The organism is Malikia granosa (genome assembly GCF_002980595.1).
Taxonomy (GTDB): domain Bacteria; phylum Pseudomonadota; class Gammaproteobacteria; order Burkholderiales; family Burkholderiaceae_C; genus Malikia; species Malikia granosa.
In genome coordinates, this window is sequence record NZ_PVLQ01000050.1 from 1 (window position 1) to 19,055 (window position 19,055).

The window sequence follows — 19,055 nt, forward strand, 5'->3', positions numbered from 1 at the left end:
GACACCTTGAAATCACTCGGGGCGACTCAATCCAGCGGCGTCGCGCGCAGCAGCGCCGCGAACTCGCGCGCCGCCGCGCTGCGCGAGGCGCCGCGCCGCCACAGGATGCCGGCATGGCGCAGGATCTCGGGCTCGACCAGCGGGATCGCCGGCAGGTCGGGTGCCTGGCGCGCCGCGCGCTCGGGCACGATGCTGGCCAGGTCGCCGTAGCGGCAGACCCCGAGCAGCGACTCGACCGAATCCAGCTCGACCTGCACCTGGGGCAGGACGCCGGCCTGGCGCAGGCTGTCGTCGATCAGGCGCCGGGTAGCGAAGACGCGCGGCAACAGCGCCAGCGCCAGGCCGGCCAGTTCGGCCATCGCCAGGCGGGTCCGCGCCGCCAGCGGATGGTGCGGGCCGACCACCAGCAGCAGGCGTTCCTCGAACAGCACCTCGGCCTCGATCTCGTCATGCTGGGCCGGGTGGAAGGCGATGCCGAGGTCGAGGTCGCCGTCGAGCAGCTGCTGCTCGATCGCGCCGGCGCGCAGGTCCTGCACCTCGACCTTGACCTTGGGATAAGCCCGGTTGAAGGCCGCGACCGTGAACGGCACCACCGTGTTCAGGAAGGTCGGAAAGGCCCCGACCTTGAGCTTGCCCGACTGCAGTCCACCAAGATCGGCCAGCGCCATGCGGCCGGCCTCGATCTCCTGCAGCGCGCGGCTGGCATAGACCCGGAACTCGGCGCCGGCCTGCGACAGCTTGAGCCCGCGCCCGAGCCGGTCGAACAGCGCCACGCCCAATTCCTGCTCGAGCTGGCGCAAGCCGTGCGACAGCGTGCTCTGGGTCACGAACAGGTTCTGCGCCGACTGGGTCAGGTGCTCGGTGTCGGCGATGTCGAGAAAGTAGCGCAGCTGCCGGATTTCCATGATCATTCGATCATAACGAATGATTCCATGTAAATAAATCATTTGTGGCCCAGGTGGGCTGGATTTACGCTTGTGCGATCCACGAACCACTGTCCACCCAGACCCGCGACATGACCGTCTCCCATCCCATCGAGCGCATCGAGGCGCGCATCCTCGACATCCCGACCATCCGGCCGCACAAGCTGTCGTTTGGCGCCATCAGCCGCCAGAGCCCGGTCATCGTCCAGCTCTGGCTGGCCAACGGTGCGACCGGCTTCGGCGAGGCCGCCACCATCGGCGGCCCGTCCTGGAACGAGGAATCGCCCGAGTCGATCAAGCACGCGATCGACAACTACCTGGCACCGGCGCTGATCGGCCAGGACGGTAGCGCCTTCGGCAGCGCGCTGGCGCGCATGGACGCCTTCTGCAAGGGCAACCATTTCGCCAAGAGCGCGGTCGAGATCGCGCTGATCGACGCCTACTCGCGCACCCTGGGCCTGCCGGCCTACCAGCTGCTCGGCGGCAAGCGCATCAAGAGCCTGCCCCTGGCCTGGACCCTGGCCAGCGGCGACGTCAACAAGGACCTCGAGGAAGCCCAGCTGCGGCTGGAGCAGAAGCGGCACCGCATCTTCAAGATGAAGATCGGCGCCCGCAGCCCCGAGCAGGACGTGGCCCATGTGTCGCAGATCGCGCGCGGCCTGCAGGGCAAGGCGACGCTGACGGTCGACGTCAACCAGGCCTGGGACGGCAGCACCGCGCGCCGCTTCCTGCCGCAGATGATCGATGCCGGCGTCACGCTGATCGAGCAGCCGGTCGCCAAGTGGAACGTCGAGGCGCTCAAGACCCTGAGCGCGACGCTGGGCGACCGCGCCAGCATCATGGCCGACGAGACCGTCTGCAGCCCGCAGGACGCGATGATGCTGGCGCGCGGCCAGGCCAGCCAGGTGTTCTCGCTCAAGGTCGCCAAGCACGGCGGCCTGCTGCGCACCAGGGAAGTCGCTGCGGTGGCCGAGGCCGCCGACATCGCCTGGTACGGCGGCACCATGCTCGAGACCTCGGTCGGCAGCGCCGCATCGGCCCATGTATTCTCGACCCTGGGCAACAAGCACCATGGCTGCGAGCTGTTCGGCCCGCAGCTGCTGGTCGACGACATCGTGACCGAGCTGATGCCCATCGTCGACTTCGAGCTGCAGCTGCCCGACGGCCCCGGCATCGGAGTCGAGATCGACCTGGCCAAGCTCGAGCGCTTCGACCGCGCCCGCGCCGGCCTGACCGCCAGCCACATCGACCTCGGCCACAAGCTGGCCGCCTGATCCCCCGTTTCACAGAAGGAAGAAATCATGCTGTTCCTGGTTCGCATGGATGTCAACATCCCCCACGACCTGCCCGCCGCCCAAGCCGACGAGATCAAGGCACGCGAGAAGGCCTACGCCCAACAGCTGCAGCGCGACGGCCGCTGGAAGAACCTGTGGCGCGTGGTCGGCGAATACGCCAACTACAGCCTGTTCGACGTCGAGAGCAACGACGAGCTGCATACCCTGCTGTCGCAGCTGCCGCTGTTCCCGTTCATGAAGATCCACGTCACGCCGCTGGCCCAGCATCCCTCGGCCATCGCATGATGACTGCCGGGAACATGAAGCCGCTGAAAGCCAGCGGACTGCTGCTGGCGCTCGGACTGGGCTGGGGCGGCGTCGCCATGGCCCAGGCCCCGGCCAGCGACTGGCCGACCAAGCCGGTCCGCTGGGTCGTACCCTTCCCGCCCGGCGGCGCGATGGACGCGATCGCGCGCGCGCTCGGCGAGAAAGCCGGCAAGACCGTGGGCCAGTCCTTCGTGATCGAGAACAAGCCGGGCGCCGGCGGCAACATCGGCGCCGACCTGGTCGCCAAGGCACCGGCCGACGGCCACACGATCATGATCACCTCGATCGGCATGGCGACCAACAAGCCGCTCTACGGCAAGCTGAGCTACGACCCGATCAAGGACTTCGCCCCGGTCAGCCTGCTGGCCGTCGTGCCCAATGTGCTGGTGACCAACAACACCCAGCCCAACGTCAAGAACGTCGCCGACCTGGTGGCGGCGGCACGCAAGGCGCCCGGCCAGCTGACCTATGCCTCGGCCGGCAACGGCACCTCGATCCACCTGGCCGGCGAGCTGTTCGCCTCGCTGACCAAGACCGACCTGGTGCATGTGCCCTACAAGGGCAGCAGCCCCGCCGTGTCCGACCTGCTGGGCGGGCAGGTCAACTACATGTTCGACAGCGTGACCTCGGCGCGCCCGCACCTGCAGTCGGGCAAGCTGCGCGCGCTCGGCGTCACCACCGCCAAGCGCTCGAGCGCCCTGCCCGACGTGCCGACGCTGGCCGAGGCCGGCGTGCCGGGCTACGAGCTGTCGCCCTGGTTTGCCGTTTTTGCCCCCGCCGGCACGCCCAAGGCCACGATAGTCAAGCTGCAGGCGGCGCTGATCGATGCCATGAAGCAGCCCGACGTGGTCAAGCGCTTCGAGGCCATCGGCGCCGAAGCCATCGGCTCGACGCCCGATGAACTCGCGCAGCACCTGCAGCGCGAATCGGCACGCTGGAGCAAGCTGATTGCCGAACGCGGCATCAAGCCGGACTGAAGCCGTACCGACCTTGGCAGGACACGCCGGCCCCGGAGCGATCCCGGGCCGGCGTCTTGCATTTGGCGGCTGGCGAACAACCGCTGGCAGCCAGCCGGGCGGCGGGCACATGCCGCGACCACGCCATGCCCCAGAGGTTGGATCTCCAGGCCATCAAAAACGATGATTCCCGCTCTCTCCCATAAGGGTTAACCCTTATTCTCCCGGTTTGACAGGAGGCAACAGATGCCGGATACCTTTTAGGCATGGATAAAGTCTGAAACAGTCTTTGATTTCAGCCCGCTGCTGACCCAGAATTGATTCCGCAGACCAATCAGCCCAGGCATGACGCCAGGCGATGGCCTCAAGTCCCTAGTCTTGCGACATCCACACCTTCAGGAGATAACCGTGACCCTGCAAAAGAACGAATACACCAAGGAAAGCCTGCTCGAGCTCGTCAACACCGTCAAGATCGCCGAAGGCGATGAGCGCGTGCGCGCCATCGTCGGCCGCATCACGGCTGACCTGTTCAAGACCATCGACGAGTTCAAGGTCACTCCCGACGAGTTCTGGGCCGCCGCTGACTGGATCACCCGTCTGGGCGCACTGGGTCAGGTCGGCCTGATCACCGCCGGCCTGGGCTTCGACCGCCTGCTCGACATCATGATGGACGAGGCCGACGAAGCCGCCGGCATCGCCGCTGGCACCCCGCGCGCCATCGAAGGCCCGCTGTTCGTTCCGGGCGCTCCGCAGTTCAACTACGAAGCCCAGCTCGACGACGACTCCACCCTGCGCGGCAAGGGCAAGGTCATGGTCGTCGAAGGCACCGTGTTCGACTTCGAAGGCAAGCCGGTCCCGAACGCCGTGATCGACGCCTGGCACTGCAATGAAGTCGGTGGCTACTCGCACTTCTTCCCGGGCATGAAGGAGCACGAGCTGCGCCGCAAGATCGTCGCCAACGAGAACGGCCAGTACCGCTTCCGCACCACCATCGCTCCGGGCTACGAGATCCCGCCGACCGGCCCGGTGCGCGAGCTGTTCACCGCCCTGGGTCGCCATGGCAACCGTCCGGCTCACATCCACTTCCACGTCGTCAAGCCGGGCAACCGCACCCTGACCACCCAGGTCAACATCCCGGGCGACACCTTCATCGACGACGACTTCGCCTTCGCCACCCGCGACGGCCTGGTGCTGAACATCGAGCATGACGTCGATCCGGCACCCTACGCTTCGCTGGGCATCACCGCTCCCTGCGAGCGCGCCAAGTTCGACTTCAAGATGCAGAAGGCCGTCACCGAAGCCGACACCGACCCGCGTACCCGCGTCGCCAAGGCCCTGAACCAGTAATCGAAGGCACCGGGCCTGGCGCCCGGTTTCGCTGAGTTCATGAACGCCGGCCCGGTTCACCCCGGGCCGGCGTTTTGCATGGTCAGGTCGACATGGGCCTCAGCGTCCGCTGCCGGCGCGCAACAGGCGGGTGATGGTCTGCGCCGCCTCGCGCAGCGCCGGCAGCATCTCGCGCTGCATGGTCGCAGGATCGGTGCGGTTGGCCTGGCCCGAGATGTTGAGCGCCGCCACCACCTCGCCGCCCTTGCCGTAGACCGGCGCCGCCATCGAGATCAGGCCCTCCTCGAGCTCCTGGTCGACCAGGCACCAGCCCTGCTCGCGCGCGCGCCGGATCTCGCCCAGCAATGCCTCGCCGTCGGTCAGGGTATGGCGGGTGCGGGCCTTGAGCTCGCTGGCACGCAGCCGGGCCTCGATCTCGGCATCGGGCAACCCGGCCAGCAGCAACCGGCCCATCGAGGTGCAATAGGCCGGCAGGCGCGAACCCACGCCCAGGTTGAGCGACAGGATCTTGTGCGTATGGACCCGGATCACGTAGACGATCTCCTGCGCGTCGAGCACCGCGGCGGAGCAGGACTCGCCGGTGCGGGTCGCCAGCGCTTCCATCACCGGTTCAGCCAGGTTCCAGATCGGCATCGACGACAGGTAGGCAAAGCCCAGATCCAGGATGCGCGGCGTGAGCCGGAACAGCTTGCCGTCGCTGTGCACATAGCCCAGGGTCTGCAGCGTCAGCAGGATGCGGCGGGCGCCGGCGCGGGTCAGCCCGCTGCGCGCCGCGACCTCGCTGAGCGTCTGCTCGGGCGCCTCCGCGCTGAAGGAGCGGATCACCTCCAGCCCGCGGGCAAAGGACTGGACATAGCTGTCGCCCGGCTGCGGAGCAGCCTCGGATCTTGTTGCGGTATTTGCCATTGCCATGATCAAAAAAAAGTTCTAGAATTCATTATACGAACACTTGTTCTTATGTAGAACAAAATTCTTGCGCCAAGGTCGCATGCATATTCCAGGAGCATTCCAGTGATCAACAAGATTTCCGCCTCGATCGCCGAGGCCCTGTCGGGCATCCAGGACGGCGCCACCGTCCTGATCGGCGGCTTCGGCACCGCCGGCATCCCGAACGAGCTGATCGACGGCCTGATCGAGCAGGGCGCGCGCGACCTGACCGTGGTCAACAACAACGCCGGCAACGCCGATACCGGCCTGGCCGCGCTGCTCAAGACCGGTCGCGTGCGCAAGATCATCTGCAGCTTCCCGCGCCAGGCCGACTCCTGGGTCTTCGACGAGCTGTACCGCGCCGGCAAGATCGAGCTCGAGCTCGTTCCCCAGGGCAACCTGGCCGAGCGCCTGCGCGCCGCGGGCGCCGGCGTCGGCGCCTTCTTCACCCCGACCGGCTACGGCACCGAGCTGGCGATGAATGCCGACGGCAGCGCGAAAGAAACCCGCATCATCGACGGCAAGGGCTATGTGCTCGAGTACCCGATCCACGGCGACGTCGCGCTGATCAAGGCCGAGGCCGGCGACCGCTGGGGCAACCTGGTCTACCGCAAGGCCGCGCGCAACTTCGGCCCGGTCATGGCCACCGCGGCCAAGCGCACCATCGCCACCGTGCACGAGATCATCGAGCTAGGCCAGATGGACCCCGAGCACATCGTGACCCCGGGCATCTTCGTCTCGAAGATCGTCAAGATCGAACGCGTGGCCACCCAGGCCGGCGGTTTCAAGCAGGCCTGAACCGGAGAGCAGAACAATGAGCAACTACACCAAGCGCAGCAAGCAGGAACTGGCCCAGCGCGTCGCCCAGGACATCTTCGACGGCGCCTATGTCAACCTCGGCATCGGCCAGCCGACCCTGGTTGCCAACTACCTGCCCGAAGGCGTCGAAGTCGTGCTGCACAGCGAGAACGGCATCCTCGGCATGGGCCCGGCCCCGGCCGCCGGCGAGGAAGACTACGACCAGATCAACGCCGGCAAGCAGCCCGTGACGCTGCTGCCGGGCGCCTCCTTCTTCCACCACGCCGACAGCTTCGCGATGATGCGCGGTGGCCACCTCGACATCAGCGTGCTGGGCGCCTTCCAGGTCTCGGCCACCGGTGACCTGGCCAACTGGAGCACCGGCGAAGCCGGCGCCATCCCCGCCGTCGGCGGCGCGATGGACCTGGCGGTCGGCGCCAAGCAGACCTGGGTCATGATGGACCTGCTGACCAAGAAGGGCGAGAGCAAGGTCGTCCAGGCATGCAGCTATCCGCTGACCGGCCTGGCCTGCGTCAAGCGCATCTACTCCGACCTGGCGACGCTGGAATGCACGCCCGAGGGCCTCAAGCTGATCGACAAGGTCGACGGCTTGGAGCACGGCGAACTCGAACGCCTGATCGGCCTGCCGATCCAGGCCTGAACGCGGACTGAACCCCAATCCCCACGAACCACCCCAGAGAAGACATCACATGACCGACGCCTATATCTGCGACGCCATCCGCACCCCCTTCGGCCGCTACGGCGGCGCCCTGTCCGGCGTGCGCGCCGATGACCTCGCCGCGCTGCCGATCAAGGCCCTGATGGAGCGCAACCCGCAGGTCGACTGGAAGGCCATCGACGACGTGATCTACGGCTGCGCCAACCAGGCCGGCGAGGACAACCGCAACGTCGCGCGCATGGCCGCCCTGCTGGCCGGGCTGCCGGTCGAAGTCCCCGGCACAACCGTCAACCGCCTGTGCGGCTCCAGCCTGGATGCCATCGGTGCAGCGGCGCGCGCCATCAAGTCCGGCGAAACCCGCCTGATGATCGCCGGCGGCGTCGAAAGCATGAGCCGTGCCCCCTTCGTGATGCCGAAGGCCGAGTCCGCCTTCAGCCGCTCGAACGCGGTCTATGACACCACCATCGGCTGGCGCTTCGTCAACAAGCTGATGAAGGCGCAGTACGGCGTCGACTCGATGCCCGAGACGGCCGAGAACGTCGCGGACGACTTCAAGATCGAGCGCGCGGCGCAGGACCTGATGGCCTACAACAGCCAGCTGCGCGCTGCTGCTGCGATCAAGGCCGGCCACCTGGCGCGCGAGATCTGCCCGGTCACCATCCCGCAGAAGAAGGGCGACCCGGTCGTGGTCGACACCGACGAGCACCCGCGCGCCACCACGCTCGAAGCGCTGGCCAAGCTCAAGGGCGTCGTGCGCCCTGACGGCAGCGTGACCGCCGGCAACGCCTCGGGCGTCAACGACGGCGCCTGCGCCCTGCTGCTGGCCAACGCCGAGGCGGCCCAGCAATACGGCCTGACGCCCAAGGCGCGCGTGGTCGGCATGGCCAGCGCCGGCCTGGCGCCGCGCATCATGGGCTACGGCCCGACCCCGGCGGTGCAGAAGCTGCTGGCCCAGACCGGCCTGACGCTGGAGCAGATGGACGTGATCGAGCTCAACGAGGCCTTCGCGGCCCAGGGCCTGGCCGTGCTGCGCGGCCTGGGCCTGGCCGACGACGATGCGCGCGTCAACGCCTGGGGCGGCGCGATCGCCCTGGGCCACCCGCTCGGTGCCTCGGGTGCCCGCCTGGTGACCACCGCGATCAACCGCCTGCACAACGTCGGCGGCAAGTACGCGCTGTGCACCATGTGCATCGGCGTCGGCCAGGGCATCGCCGTCATCATCGAGAAGGTTTGACCGGGACACTCGGTAAGCAGACGAGCTAGCCAACCGCGCTAGCCACAGCCTCACACGGCACATCCATAGGCAGCACGTTCGCGTGCTGTGGATGGGTGGCCTGTGAGGTTTTTCATTGGTGCAAGCACAAAAAATCAACAGGAGACAACTGTGAACAATTTCCGACTCACCCCCTTCGTCGCGGCCATCGCTGCAGCAGCAGCATTGAACCTGCCCCACGCAGCCTGGGCGCAAAGCCTGAGCAGCAAAACCATCGACGCCCTGAAGCAGCAGGTCGAACGCGTGCAGCCCAAGATGGTCGAGTGGCGCCGCCACATCCATGAAAACGCCGAACTGTCAGGGCAGGAGGTCAAGACCGCCGCCTATGTCGCCAAGCATCTGCGCGCGCTGGGCTACGAAGTCCGGGAAGGCGTGGGCGGCACCGGCGTGGTCGGTGTGCTCAAGGGCGCCAGGCCGGGCCGCACCGTGGCGCTGCGCGCCGACATGGACGCACTGCCGGTCGCGGAAGCCAGCGGACTGCCTTTTGCCTCCAGGCAGCGCCAGCCCTATATGGGCACCGAAGTGCCGGTGGCCCATGCCTGCGGCCATGACGGCCACACCGCGATGCTGATGGGCGCAGCCGAAGTCTTCGCCGGCATGCGCGACCATATCAGCGGCACCATCGTGCTGGTGTTCCAGCCGGCGGAAGAAGGCGCTTCGCACGAGCTCAAGGAAGGCGAGAAGTTCGGCGCGGCCGCCATGATCGCCGATGGCGCCCTGCAGCCCAAGCCGGATGCGATCTTCGCCGCGCACCTGATTCCGAACATGCCGCGGGTCATCGCCTACAAGACCGGACCGGTGTTCGCTTCCTCCGATGTCGTCAAGATCCGCATCAAGGGCAAGCAGACCCATGGCGCGATGCCCTGGCACGGTGTCGATGCGATCTCGGTCGGGTCGCAGCTGGTCAACTCGATGCAGACCATCGTGTCGCGCCAGCTCGACATCAGCAAGGAACCGGCCGTGCTGTCGATCGGCAAGTTCATTGGCGGCAACCGCAACAACATCATCCCCGAGAGCGTCGAGCTCGAAGGCACCTTGCGCACCTTCGACGAAGCAATGCGCCGCGACGCCAAGGCACGCATCCGCAAGATGGCGACGCTGATTGCCGAGGCCAACGGCGCCACGGCAGAAGTGAGCTTCCCGCCGGGCGGCTATTCCGCCACCATCAACCCGGAAGCGCTGATGAACGCCATGGTGCCAGTGCTGACCAAGGTCAGCGACGGCAAGATCATGTCGGCATCCAAGCTGATGGCGTCGGAAGACTTCTCCGAGTTCCAGAAGGAAATCCCCGGCGTCTACATCCTGGTCGGTGCACCCCCGGTCGGTAAGGACCCCGCCACCGCGGCACCCAACCACAACCCGGCCTTCGACTTCGACGAAGGCATGATGCAGCAAGGGACCAAGGCCATGGCGGGCATGGCGCTGGAGTTTCTCAGCCGCCAGGGCGACTGAGATGGGGCGCGTTCGATGATGAATTCGCAGGGGCAGCGCCGCCCCCTGCCGCCGACGCATGAAAGCGCACCGTGCCGCGCCCGGCCACCTTGGCGGCATACATGGCGGCATCGGCCTGGTCGAGCAGCTCGTCAATGCTGTTCTCGGTGACGCTGAACAGTCGCACGCCAATGCTGGCGCTGCAATGGTGTGTGACGAGGGTTGCCTCGGCCTTGCTGTCGTCTTGCAGGCGATAGGGTTGGCCGAGGCTGTCCAGGATCTTGCCTGCCATGACCTGGACTTGCTGCTGGGCCGTGGCTTCATCAAAGTCGAAATCGTTGAGCAGCACGACGAATTCATCGCCACCAAAGCGCGACACCGTATCGCTGGCGCGCGCACAGCCGCGTAGCCGCTGCGCGACCTCGAGCAGCAACAAGTCGCCCACATGGTGGCCGTGGGCATCGTTGAGTGGCTTGAACTTGTCCAGGTCCATGAACAGCAGGGCACTGTGGTGGCGGCCACGCTTGTTGTGGTGCAGGGCCTGCTGCAGATGTTCGCGCAGCAAGCGCCGATTGGGCAGCTGCGTCAGGCTGTCGTGAAAGGCCAGCTGGCGGATCTCCTCCAGCAGTTTGTCCTGCTCCAGGCGATGGACCTGGGCTTGCTTGGCGTTTTCCTGTGCCACCGCCAGCTCGGTCAGGACCTGGGCTTGACGCTGGGCCAGGCGTTGCGCCCGCACCTGCAGGAACAGCACCATGATGACGCCCGTGACCAGGCCATGGACTTGCAGCGCATGCAGCGCCATTTCCACGCTGTGGAACACGCCCAGCAGCATCAACGTCGTCACCATGATCGATAGCGCGATCACGCCGTAGAACACCACCAGACCCCACGGTGGAACAGGCGGTGCCGATGGCCCCTGCCGAGGCCGTACCAGCAGCGAGATCACGAAGCTCCAGCACACGATCAGCAGGGTTGCAGTCATGTTGATGCGCAGTGCGATCGAGATATGGCCGCTGTAGATCAGCGCGACCTCCAGCGGCAGCAGCGCGATCAATGCCAGCAATACCCGCAATGCCCAGCGGGGTGGCTGGTATTCGCGAAACAGGCAGTAGTCGAAATAAGCCGAAGCGGCCGTGAACGCCACCACCATCAAGGCGACGAAGCGGGGTGCATCCTCGCCCAGCAGCCAGCGCACATAGCCCAGCAGCGACAAGGACCAGAAAAAGGCCAGCGTCTGCTTGAAGGCGAAGATTCCTATCACGCGATCACGTGAACTGAGCCAATGCAGCAAGGCCCAGAACAGGAACACCAGCAGCACGGCCAGATAGGTGGCGTAAACCGCCTCTTGCACGCGGTCGTGCTCCAGGGTTTCTTCCAGCGTCAATACCTCGATCGCCTTGGTGCGCGTGCCCTGGGATTGCAGCCGCAGGTAGATGTCGCGCGGGGCCTCGCCTCGAGGCAGGACGAAGTTGCGGTTGAGCGAGCGGTAACTGAAGGACGGACGGGTGATCGATGACTCGCTGGGCAGCAGCGGATCGAACAGTTGCACCTCATCCATATAGGACAAGCGCAGGCGCAGCACCAGCTGGTCCGTCAGACTGGAGGGCGGATTGGTGGCCGGGTCGATGCGCAGCCGGATCCAGATCGCCGAATTGCCATAGCCCCGGCTGAGCAGGCCTTCGTAAGGCGTGAAAGGGCGCTGGCGCACCTGCTCCAGCGTCAGCGCATTGCTAGGGTCTTCCTGCCAGGCACGCTCGGTGATGTGGTCGCGCGCGCTGGCCAGCATGGGCACCAGCAGCAGCCAGACCAGCCAGCACTGGAACAGCCGTGCCAGCCACACCCTGCAAGGACGGACAGGGTGGAACAAGGGTCGGCTCATGCTTGGCGGCTGGTGTGTCGCGCTCTGGCTACGATGCGTCAAACCCGGCTGGCGCTGTCACGCATCAGCGCCTCGATCTCGTCGCCGTCCACCGGCACGCCGCGCGTGATCAGCTCGCAGCCGGACTCGGTGACGATGGCGTCGTCCTCGATCCGGATGCCGATGTTCCAGAACTCCTTGGGCACATCGGCGGCCGGGCTGATGTAGAGGCCGGGCTCGATGGTCAGCGCCATGCCGGGGCGCAGGAGGCGGCTCGGCCGGTCCTTGATCAGCTCGCCGCTGAGCGGATCGCGCCGCTCGATGCTGGCGACCGCACCGGGCTCGACATAGCTGCCGACATCGTGCACGTCCAGCCCGAGCCAGTGGCCGGTGCGGTGCATGTAGTGGCGGAAATAATGGCGCTGCTCGATCACGTCGTCGAGGTGGCCGACATCGTCCTTCTTCAGCAGCCCGAGGTCGAGCATGCCCTGCGCCAGCACCCGCACCGTCGCGTCATGCGGATCGACGAAGCGCATGCCGGGCCGGGTCGCCGCGATCGCGGCCTCCTGCGCTGCCAGCACCAGGTCGTAGAGCGCGCGCTGCGGCCCGGAAAACCTGCCGTCGGCCGGGAAGGTGCGCGTGATGTCCGAGGCATAGCCGTCGAGCTCGCAGCCGGCATCGATCAGCACCAGCTCGCCCGGGCGCACCGGCGCGACATCGGCGCGGTAATGCAGCACGCAGGCATTGGCGCCGGCCGCGACGATGCTGCCGTAGGCCGGGTATTGCGAGCCATGCTGGCGGAACTCGTGCAGCAGCTCGGCGTCGAGGTGGTATTCGCGCACCTCCTGGCCGGCGCGGATCATCGCCGCGCTGCGCTGCATCGCGCGCACATGGGCCTGGGCGCTGATCTGCGCCGCGCGCTTCATCACGTCGATCTCGTGCGCGTCCTTGAACAGCCGCATCTCGTCGAGCAGCACGCAGAGGTCGCGCTGCGTGTCCGGGCAGCTGGCACCGAAGCGCGCGCGCGCCCTGACCTTCTGCAGCCAGCCATCGACCTGGGTCTCGAGCCCGGCATGGGTCGCGAACGGATACCAGAGCTGCTGCCGGTTCTCCAGCAGCTTCGGGATACGCTCGCCGAGCTCGTGCACCGAATAGGCCTCGTCGACGCCGAGCGCGCCGGGCGCTGCCTGGGGACCTAGCCGGTAGCCGTCCCAGATCTCGCGCTCGAGGTCCTTGGGCTGGCAGAACAGCGTGCTGTGCCCCTCGGCCGTGAGCACCAGCCAGGCGCGCGGCTCGGTGAAGCCAGTCAGGTAGTAGAAATAGCTGTCGAAGCGGAACAGGTACTCGCTGTCGCGGTTACGCTGGCGCTCGGGCGCGGTCGGGATGATGGCGATGCCGCCGGCGCCGAGCTGGGCAGCCAGGCGGGCACGGCGATCGGCATAGATGGCCTGATGGGGAATTGCGCTCATGATGACGGTTGCTGATTGAGTTGGGCCAGGCGCTCGGGGGTGCCGACATCGGTCCAGTCCCCGAGCCAGAGTTCGGCGCTGACCTGGCCGGCGTCCATCGCCGAGCGCAGCAGCGGCGCCAGCGCCGCCCGGATGCCCTGCGGGTTGCCGGCCGGGATCGCGCAATGCGGCGCCCCGAAGAATTCGCGCCGGTACAGGCCGATCGTGCTGTAGGTATGGCGCGGGCCTGGTGCATCGGCCGGCAGGTTCAGCGCCAACCCCTGCTCGGACAGGCCGAAGTCGCCTTTCGGATTGTGCGCCGGATTCGGCACCAGCCAGAGATGGGCCAGCTTGCCGCTGGCGGCAAAGCGCTCCATCGCGGCGGGCGAGAACTCGAAGCCCGGCAGGTGGACATCGCCCGCGACGATCCAGAAGCAGTCGGCCAGCAGCGGCAGCGCGCGCGCGATGCCACCCGCCGTCTCGAGCGCACCGCCGAAGTCATGCGCCTCCATCGAATAGCTCAGTTCCAGCCGGGTCTGGAGTGCGCCGCCGTCTGCCGGCGGCCAGCAGCGGCCGAAGCGCGCCGGGATCTGCTCGCCGAGCCAGGCGGTGTTGATCAGCGCCTGGCGCCAGCCGGACTGCGCCAGCGCATCGAGGTGCCACTGCAGCAAGGGCTTGCCCTGCACCTCGAGCAGCGGCTTCGGGGTCAGATCGGTCAGCGGGCGCATGCGCTCGCCGCGACCGGCGGCCAGCACCATGGCCTGGGCGCGGCCGGGGGCCACAGAGGCGGAGGTCATCAAGATATCCAGAAGTCGGCCAAGCCGGGGCTGCTCATTTTGTCATGAGCCGCCACCGGCCGGCCGGACAAGGCCCGGGCAAGGCCGCCAGGACATCGGCATCCCGGCCTGTCGCCCCCTCGGCGCCAGGGCCAGGACCGCATCAATCCAGCGTCAGCCGGAACACCGTCTGCGCGGCGCCCATCACGAAGTACATCTGCCGGCCCGAGATCCAGACCTGGTTCGGGCTGGCATCGATGCGCAGCTGGCGGGTCCGGGTCGCTGCATTCCAGCTGTAGGTCTTGCCCTGCTCGCCAAACACCAGCTGGCCGGCCCCGGCACCATAGAGCAGCGCCGAGTTCAGCGGCGAGACCACGCTGGTCTGCCCGAGCGCATCGGCCTTGAGGCTGTTGCCACTGCTGCTGGTCTCGCGCCAGCCCAGCACCCCGTCCCGGAGCACCCAAGTCTCGCTCGCGTTGCTCGTGATCTCGCGGCTCATCCCGCCACCGACCGGCAGGCTCATCAGTGAAATTGAGGTGCCGACCGCGCTGCTGGCCGGTGACTGCAGCCAGACCACGGTCTGGCCATCGGTCTTGGGATAGATGGCGCGCGCTCCGCCGGCACTGATCCGGGTCGAGCTGCCGGTAGCCGCCGACCACTGGTAGACATCATAGAAGGCCGCCTGGTCGGAGCCACCGGTCCTGGCCCAGTAGTAGAACTCGACCCCGTTCGCGCCGACGAAGAAGTCGTAGTTCCAGTTGCCCAGGTAGCTGGTGCCGGCCGGCTGGGGGATCTTGGTGAAGCTGCCACTGGCCACATGGTGCAGGGTGTACCAGTTGCTCTCGCCGATCCAGACCACATAGCCATGCCTGGCCACCGGGTGCAGATCGGTGCTCTGGACCTTGTCGATCGGCTCGGTCGCCGCGGCGCGCTTGGCGTTCGACAGGTTGCTGATGACGCCACCACCCGTCCACTGGTAGATGCAGTACAGCACGCAGTCGCTGCCCTTGCCGTAGGCATAGACCAGGCCCTCGCTGAGCTGCCAGTCGCTGGCGTAGTTGATGCTGACAGCCTGCGCCAGCTCGACTTCGGTGCTGGTGACGACATGGCGCAGCCGCACGCTGCCGTCCACGGCGCGATACAGCACCCGGTCGCCCTCGACCGCCAGCAGCTGGCCGCCGACACCGATCGTGAACAGCTCTGGATAGTCCAGCGCGGCCGAGGTCACCGTCACCGTGCGCTGCACGACGGTCGAGGCATTGCTGCTGTCGGTGGCCCGCACCGTCAGCGTGTAGCTGCCGGGGATCACGTTTGCCAGGCTGAAGTTGGTGCCGAACGAGGTCCCGGTCGCGCTCAGCAGGCTGTAGTCGCCCAGGCTGGCCGTCACGCGCAGCTCGCCGGACTTGTCGCTGCTGGCACTGCCAGCGACCTGCAGGCTGCCGCTGACGAAAGCGCCATCGACCGGGGTCGCCAGGTTGACGACCGGCAGGTTCGAGACCGGCACCGCCAGCGTCACGCTCTTCCTGGCGCCAGCCTTGTCGGTCGCGGTCAGCACCATGCTGTGATTGCCGGAACCGGCCGCTGCTGCATCGACCGTGAAGCGGTAGACATCGTTGCTGCCCGAGCACCAGCGTGAGCAGGCATTCGGTGCGCTCAGGCTGCCGGCCTCCTTGCCGTCGAACAGCGCCGCCACCGTCGCAATGCCATATTCCGAGCTGGCCCGCGCATCGACCAGGATGGTGCCGGTAGTGCCCGACACGCTCGAGCTCAGCGCCAGGTTCGAGTTCGAAACCGACACGGTGCGGCGCAGCTCGACATAGGCGTCCGGGCTGACCTGGACCTTGGCCAGCAGCAGGTGCTGGCCGTTGCCTTCGGTGCTGGTGTTCCAGTTCAAGGCCTGGGCGCTGCCGCTGCCCTGGCCCAGCAGGCGCAGGTCCGCATACCAGGACACCGAGGCGTAGCTCCCGCTGCCCGACAGCGACAGCTGCACCGTTCCCGACAGCGGCTGGTCCTGGTTCAACAGGATCTCCGGGGCCGCGGCGGGTGCCTCGACGCTGACCGATTCCTGGCCCTGGGCGGTGGACAGCACGACCTGACGGTCCGGCAACAGGGCCAGCACCCGGTAGACGGTGGCGCCCGTGACCGCGCGCTGCCATTGCACCTGGCTGCCGGTACCGCCCAGGCCCTTGATCGTCTCGAGCGGGCTGTAGCTGCCATCGGCATTGCGCGACTCGACCCGGTACTGGGTGCCGAGGGGATAGCTGTCGCTCCAGCTCAGCGTCACGAGATGGCTGGCGAGATCGATGCTCGACGACAGCTTGGCGGCACTGGCGGCGACCCCATCTACGACGAGCTGCTGCAGGCTGGCCGTGCTGGCCTGAGCAGCCAATGCCAACACGACCCGGCCCTGCTGCAGCCGCGTGAGCCTGGCGCCGAACTGGTCGAGCCACTGGTCATGGGCATCGCCGCCGGTCGGATTGGCGGCGGTCGCCGCCGTCAGCGGCCGCGCCACAAAGTCGCTCAGCGGGCTGATGTCAAAGGCCGCGCTCAGGATCTGGCGCAGCTCCTGCTGGGCCGCTGCCAGGCTGGCCCCGGTCAGGCGGCTGGCCGCCTGCGCCGGATCGAAGCGGTCGAAATAGCTGGCGGGGTCCTGGCCAGCAAGGCGCGCCACCAGCATCTCGGTCAGCGGGGTGATGTTGACCGTCGCGCTCGACGCCGGACCACTGCCGCTCACGCTGTGCCAGCGGCTCTGGTCGCTTGGGTCGGTCGCGCGCAGCACGCAGGGCAAGGCGCCGCCAGCAATCTGCAGCTGGAAGCGTCCGTCGGCAGCCGCCTGGGCATTGCCGCTGCCCACCCGGCATCTGGCCTGCACCTCGGCCCCGGCGACGGCCCGCCCCGTGGCGACCGTGCCCTGGAGCGTCAGCGTCGTGGCGCTGCCATTGTCCGGTCCATCGCCATCCCCACCGCCGCCACAAGCGGCCAGCGACAGACAGAGCGCCGCTGCCAGGCCGGCCCATTTTCTTGACATCATCATTGCTACTCCCTGTCAGGCCAAGCGCCGCCCAGGCGGGCGTCGGTCACCTGAAAGATACTACTTTGATAATCGTGGCAAGGCCAGTGAGCTGATTCGGGAAATGCCGAAACCGCATCGCAAACAAAAACGCCACCGCGAAGGGTGGCGAATGTGAATTATGGCGCGGCTGGCGGGGATCGAACCCACGACCCTCGGCTTCGGAGGCCGATACTCTATCCACTGAGCTACAGCCGCTTGCTATGGATGCTGACTATCCATTCTAGCAGCCCACCGAGGGGTGAAGCCCCCCTGCTTGGCTATAATTTGATCAGCGCTCCCGGCCTTCGGGAGCCCACTCTTACCCAGCACAAGCCCACCGAGGACAACATGAGCGAATTCGCGAACGCGCTGCAGACCGGCCACCCCAACGCCCGCCGCGGCTGGACCCTGCCCATGATCGGAGCGGTCGGCTTGGCACTGCTGCTCGGAGGCTGCGGCAAGACCGAGACCAAGAGCATCCAGGAAGAAGCTGCAATGGCCCAGCGCCTGCAGCGCGTGGGAACGGTCGAACTGCAAGTCGCTGTTGCGGGCGGCGAACCCAAGACCGGCGAACAGGCTTTCCAGGCACAATGTGCCGCCTGCCATGCCGCTGGCGCCCTGGGTGCGCCCAAGTTCGGCGATGCCGCTGCCTGGGCACCGCGCATCGGCGCTGGTCTGGCCGCGCTGACCAACTCGGCGCTCAAGGGCAAGAACGCCATGCCGGCCCAGGCAGGCGGCGCGCTCAGCGACCTCGAGATCTCGCGCGCGGCGGCCTACATGGCCAACGCCGGTGGCGCCAAGTTCAGCGAACCCAAGGCCGAATAAACCCTGCGGGGGCCATCAGGCCCGCCGCAGACGCACCGAGCAAGCCGACGCCTTCCGTCGGCTTTCTTGTCTGGAAGGCCGGTTCAAGCCGGCAGACTGGCCTGCGGACTGAGCACGAAGCCGAAGCGCTGCGGCAGTTCGGCAGCCAGGCATTCCTGCGGCAGCCAGCGGCCCTGCTCCACCCAGTCGGCCGCCAGGTGCATGTCCTGGCTGTGCACCAGGCCCAGTCCGAGCTCGGTGTCGACATACAGCCGGCCCTGCTCGTCCACCCAGCTGCTGCGGTAGCTCGCCAGCTGCTCGGTGTGGCTGCACAAGCCGCCATCGGGCTGCAGCCGCCAGATCCAGGGCGCCACCTCGAGCTCGACATAGACCCGCTGCGGCCCGTTCTGGAAGAACCAGCGGCCCTGGTCGCAATTGCCGTAGTTGCGGCCGATGAAGGCGATCAGCTTCTCATGCTCGAGCCGCTGGCCACGACCGGCCGGATTGGCCCCGGCAAACGGGCCCGCCCGCTGCACCGCGTCATCGCGCAAATGCCACTGGCCACGCGCATCCAGGCCCAGCCAGCCGTAACAGGCCGGCACCTCCGGCCACTTGGCCATCGCGGCCTTGACGATTTCATCCATGCTTCATGCTCCCTGCTGCCTGCGGCAGCGCTGACATCGAGGAAAACTAGCAGACAAGCTCCATCATGCCGCAAGGGCTGACGGATCAGTGCAGGGTGTGGCTCTGCTGGGCCAGTTCGGCCAAGGCCTCGGCATCCGCCGGACTGGCGTGATGCGTGAGCAGGCGCCAACCGCGCTCGGTCTTGGCATAGACATTGGTAGCCAGCAGATAGCCATGACGCAGGCCTTCGCCAGTCATGACTTCCAACCGCTCGACCACGCTGTGTATGCAGCAGCCAGGGGCATGGACGCGCTGCACCTCCTGGACCTGCATCTGGACCCCGCCCTGGGCCAGCAGCTCGCGGAAGGAATCGCGCACCGCGCGCAGGCCGACCAGGCGCACGCCTCCCGGGTGGATGCAGACCACTTCGTCGTCATCGGCCCAGCAGGCCATCAGGCGCTCGAGGTCGCCCGCCCGCAGAGCGGCATAGAAGGTTTCTTCCAGTTCATCGGATTCGGCATCGGAGATCAGGGGACTGCGCATGGACAGAATTGTGCC

17 protein-coding genes and 1 tRNA gene are annotated in these 19,055 nt (G+C 67.1%); 9 read left to right on the top strand and 9 right to left on the bottom strand.

The features are described 5' to 3' along the window. Window positions 1–26: 26 nt before the first annotated feature. Window positions 27–905, bottom strand: coding sequence for a transcriptional regulator CynR (gene cynR, locus C6P64_RS12900; RefSeq protein ID WP_105749001.1), 879 nt, complete (start codon window positions 903–905; stop codon window positions 27–29). 110 nt (window positions 906–1,015) lie between these two features. On the opposite strand from cynR, the gene C6P64_RS12905 reads away from it, so the two are divergent. The 4 genes from C6P64_RS12905 to C6P64_RS12920 all read left to right on the top strand — a co-directional run bounded on the left by C6P64_RS12905 (window position 1,016) and on the right by C6P64_RS12920 (window position 4,827). Further along, entirely contained in the window at window positions 1,016–2,197 is a 1,182-nt protein-coding gene (locus tag C6P64_RS12905; protein WP_105749002.1) for a muconate/chloromuconate family cycloisomerase, read from the top strand. Between the two features lie 27 nt (window positions 2,198–2,224). After that, window positions 2,225–2,503, top strand: a complete 279-nt coding sequence (gene catC / locus C6P64_RS12910; RefSeq protein WP_105748975.1) for a muconolactone Delta-isomerase — start codon at window positions 2,225–2,227, stop codon at window positions 2,501–2,503. Between the two features lie 14 nt (window positions 2,504–2,517). Continuing rightward, entirely contained in the window at window positions 2,518–3,501 is a 984-nt protein-coding gene (locus C6P64_RS12915) for a Bug family tripartite tricarboxylate transporter substrate binding protein (RefSeq protein ID WP_105748976.1), read from the top strand. Between the two features lie 387 nt (window positions 3,502–3,888). Then, window positions 3,889–4,827: a dioxygenase family protein gene (locus C6P64_RS12920; RefSeq protein ID WP_245911728.1), complete on the top strand. Its 939-nt coding sequence runs from the start codon at window positions 3,889–3,891 to the stop codon at window positions 4,825–4,827. A gap of 99 nt (window positions 4,828–4,926) precedes the next feature. Here C6P64_RS12920 and C6P64_RS12925 read toward each other — a convergent pair whose 3' ends face one another. Next, window positions 4,927–5,733 (bottom strand): IclR family transcriptional regulator, encoded by an 807-nt coding sequence (locus tag C6P64_RS12925; protein WP_105748978.1) that lies wholly within the window; start codon window positions 5,731–5,733, stop codon window positions 4,927–4,929. Between the two features lie 105 nt (window positions 5,734–5,838). On the opposite strand from C6P64_RS12925, the gene C6P64_RS12930 reads away from it, so the two are divergent. The 4 genes from C6P64_RS12930 (at window position 5,839) to C6P64_RS12945 (ending at window position 9,956) form a co-directional block, all read left to right on the top strand. Then, window positions 5,839–6,552, top strand: a complete 714-nt coding sequence (locus C6P64_RS12930; protein WP_105748979.1) for a 3-oxoacid CoA-transferase subunit A — start codon at window positions 5,839–5,841, stop codon at window positions 6,550–6,552. Window positions 6,553–6,568: 16 nt separating this feature from the next. Continuing rightward, window positions 6,569–7,213, top strand: coding sequence for a 3-oxoacid CoA-transferase subunit B (locus C6P64_RS12935; RefSeq protein WP_105748980.1), 645 nt, complete (start codon window positions 6,569–6,571; stop codon window positions 7,211–7,213). A gap of 49 nt (window positions 7,214–7,262) precedes the next feature. Next, entirely contained in the window at window positions 7,263–8,465 is a 1,203-nt protein-coding gene (gene pcaF / locus C6P64_RS12940) for a 3-oxoadipyl-CoA thiolase (protein WP_105748981.1), read from the top strand. Window positions 8,466–8,615: 150 nt separating this feature from the next. Continuing rightward, window positions 8,616–9,956: an amidohydrolase gene (locus C6P64_RS12945; RefSeq protein ID WP_245911729.1), complete on the top strand. Its 1,341-nt coding sequence runs from the start codon at window positions 8,616–8,618 to the stop codon at window positions 9,954–9,956. Here the strand turns inward: C6P64_RS12945 and C6P64_RS12950 are convergent. The 5 genes from C6P64_RS12950 to C6P64_RS12970 all read right to left on the bottom strand — a co-directional run bounded on the left by C6P64_RS12950 (window position 9,937) and on the right by C6P64_RS12970 (window position 17,285). Continuing rightward, the gene (locus C6P64_RS12950; RefSeq protein ID WP_105748982.1) at window positions 9,937–11,814 is read right to left on the bottom strand and encodes a diguanylate cyclase domain-containing protein; all 1,878 of its coding nucleotides are present in this window, start codon (window positions 11,812–11,814) and stop codon (window positions 9,937–9,939) included. The two genes, C6P64_RS12945 and C6P64_RS12950, sit on opposite strands and share 20 nt — an antisense overlap. A gap of 38 nt (window positions 11,815–11,852) precedes the next feature. Next, the gene (locus C6P64_RS12955) at window positions 11,853–13,262 is read right to left on the bottom strand and encodes an aminopeptidase P N-terminal domain-containing protein (RefSeq protein WP_105748983.1); all 1,410 of its coding nucleotides are present in this window, start codon (window positions 13,260–13,262) and stop codon (window positions 11,853–11,855) included. Continuing rightward, window positions 13,259–14,038: a nucleotidyltransferase family protein gene (locus tag C6P64_RS12960; protein ID WP_105748984.1), complete on the bottom strand. Its 780-nt coding sequence runs from the start codon at window positions 14,036–14,038 to the stop codon at window positions 13,259–13,261. Before C6P64_RS12960 ends, C6P64_RS12955 begins: the two co-directional genes overlap by 4 nt. A 142-nt stretch (window positions 14,039–14,180) precedes the next feature. Next, entirely contained in the window at window positions 14,181–17,048 is a 2,868-nt protein-coding gene (locus C6P64_RS12965; RefSeq protein WP_146115924.1) for an Ig-like domain-containing protein, read from the bottom strand. 161 nt (window positions 17,049–17,209) lie between these two features. Beyond that, a tRNA-Arg gene (locus tag C6P64_RS12970) sits at window positions 17,210–17,285 on the bottom strand. A 132-nt stretch (window positions 17,286–17,417) separates the two neighbouring features. Between C6P64_RS12970 and C6P64_RS12975 the strand changes: the two genes are divergently transcribed. Beyond that, entirely contained in the window at window positions 17,418–17,894 is a 477-nt protein-coding gene (locus C6P64_RS12975) for a c-type cytochrome (RefSeq protein WP_170073103.1), read from the top strand. Window positions 17,895–17,977: 83 nt separating this feature from the next. On the opposite strand, the gene C6P64_RS12980 is transcribed toward C6P64_RS12975, so the two are convergent. After that, window positions 17,978–18,517: a DUF2946 family protein gene (locus C6P64_RS12980; protein ID WP_105748987.1), complete on the bottom strand. Its 540-nt coding sequence runs from the start codon at window positions 18,515–18,517 to the stop codon at window positions 17,978–17,980. Window positions 18,518–18,602: 85 nt separating this feature from the next. Beyond that, window positions 18,603–19,040: a YybH family protein gene (locus tag C6P64_RS12985; protein WP_105748988.1), complete on the bottom strand. Its 438-nt coding sequence runs from the start codon at window positions 19,038–19,040 to the stop codon at window positions 18,603–18,605. Between the last annotated feature and the right edge of the window lie 15 nt (window positions 19,041–19,055).

Bases quoted from the DNA above. Each gene is read 5' to 3' on its own strand.
- cynR (WP_105749001.1), bottom strand. From the start codon at position 905: ATGGAAATCCGGCAGCTGCGCTACTTTCTCGACATCGCCGACACCGAG.
- C6P64_RS12905 (WP_105749002.1), top strand. From the start codon at position 1,016: ATGACCGTCTCCCATCCCATCGAGCGCATCGAGGCGCGCATCCTCGAC.
- catC (WP_105748975.1), top strand. From the start codon at position 2,225: ATGCTGTTCCTGGTTCGCATGGATGTCAACATCCCCCACGACCTGCCC.
- C6P64_RS12915 (WP_105748976.1), top strand. From the start codon at position 2,518: ATGAAGCCGCTGAAAGCCAGCGGACTGCTGCTGGCGCTCGGACTGGGC.
- C6P64_RS12925 (WP_105748978.1), bottom strand. From the start codon at position 5,733: ATGGCAAATACCGCAACAAGATCCGAGGCTGCTCCGCAGCCGGGCGAC.
- C6P64_RS12935 (WP_105748980.1), top strand. From the start codon at position 6,569: ATGAGCAACTACACCAAGCGCAGCAAGCAGGAACTGGCCCAGCGCGTC.
- pcaF (WP_105748981.1), top strand. From the start codon at position 7,263: ATGACCGACGCCTATATCTGCGACGCCATCCGCACCCCCTTCGGCCGC.
- C6P64_RS12950 (WP_105748982.1), bottom strand. From the start codon at position 11,814: ATGAGCCGACCCTTGTTCCACCCTGTCCGTCCTTGCAGGGTGTGGCTG.
- C6P64_RS12955 (WP_105748983.1), bottom strand. From the start codon at position 13,262: ATGAGCGCAATTCCCCATCAGGCCATCTATGCCGATCGCCGTGCCCGC.
- C6P64_RS12960 (WP_105748984.1), bottom strand. From the start codon at position 14,038: ATGACCTCCGCCTCTGTGGCCCCCGGCCGCGCCCAGGCCATGGTGCTG.
- C6P64_RS12965 (WP_146115924.1), bottom strand. From the start codon at position 17,048: ATGATGTCAAGAAAATGGGCCGGCCTGGCAGCGGCGCTCTGTCTGTCG.
- C6P64_RS12975 (WP_170073103.1), top strand. From the start codon at position 17,418: ATGAGCGAATTCGCGAACGCGCTGCAGACCGGCCACCCCAACGCCCGC.
- C6P64_RS12980 (WP_105748987.1), bottom strand. From the start codon at position 18,517: ATGGATGAAATCGTCAAGGCCGCGATGGCCAAGTGGCCGGAGGTGCCG.
- C6P64_RS12985 (WP_105748988.1), bottom strand. From the start codon at position 19,040: ATGCGCAGTCCCCTGATCTCCGATGCCGAATCCGATGAACTGGAAGAA.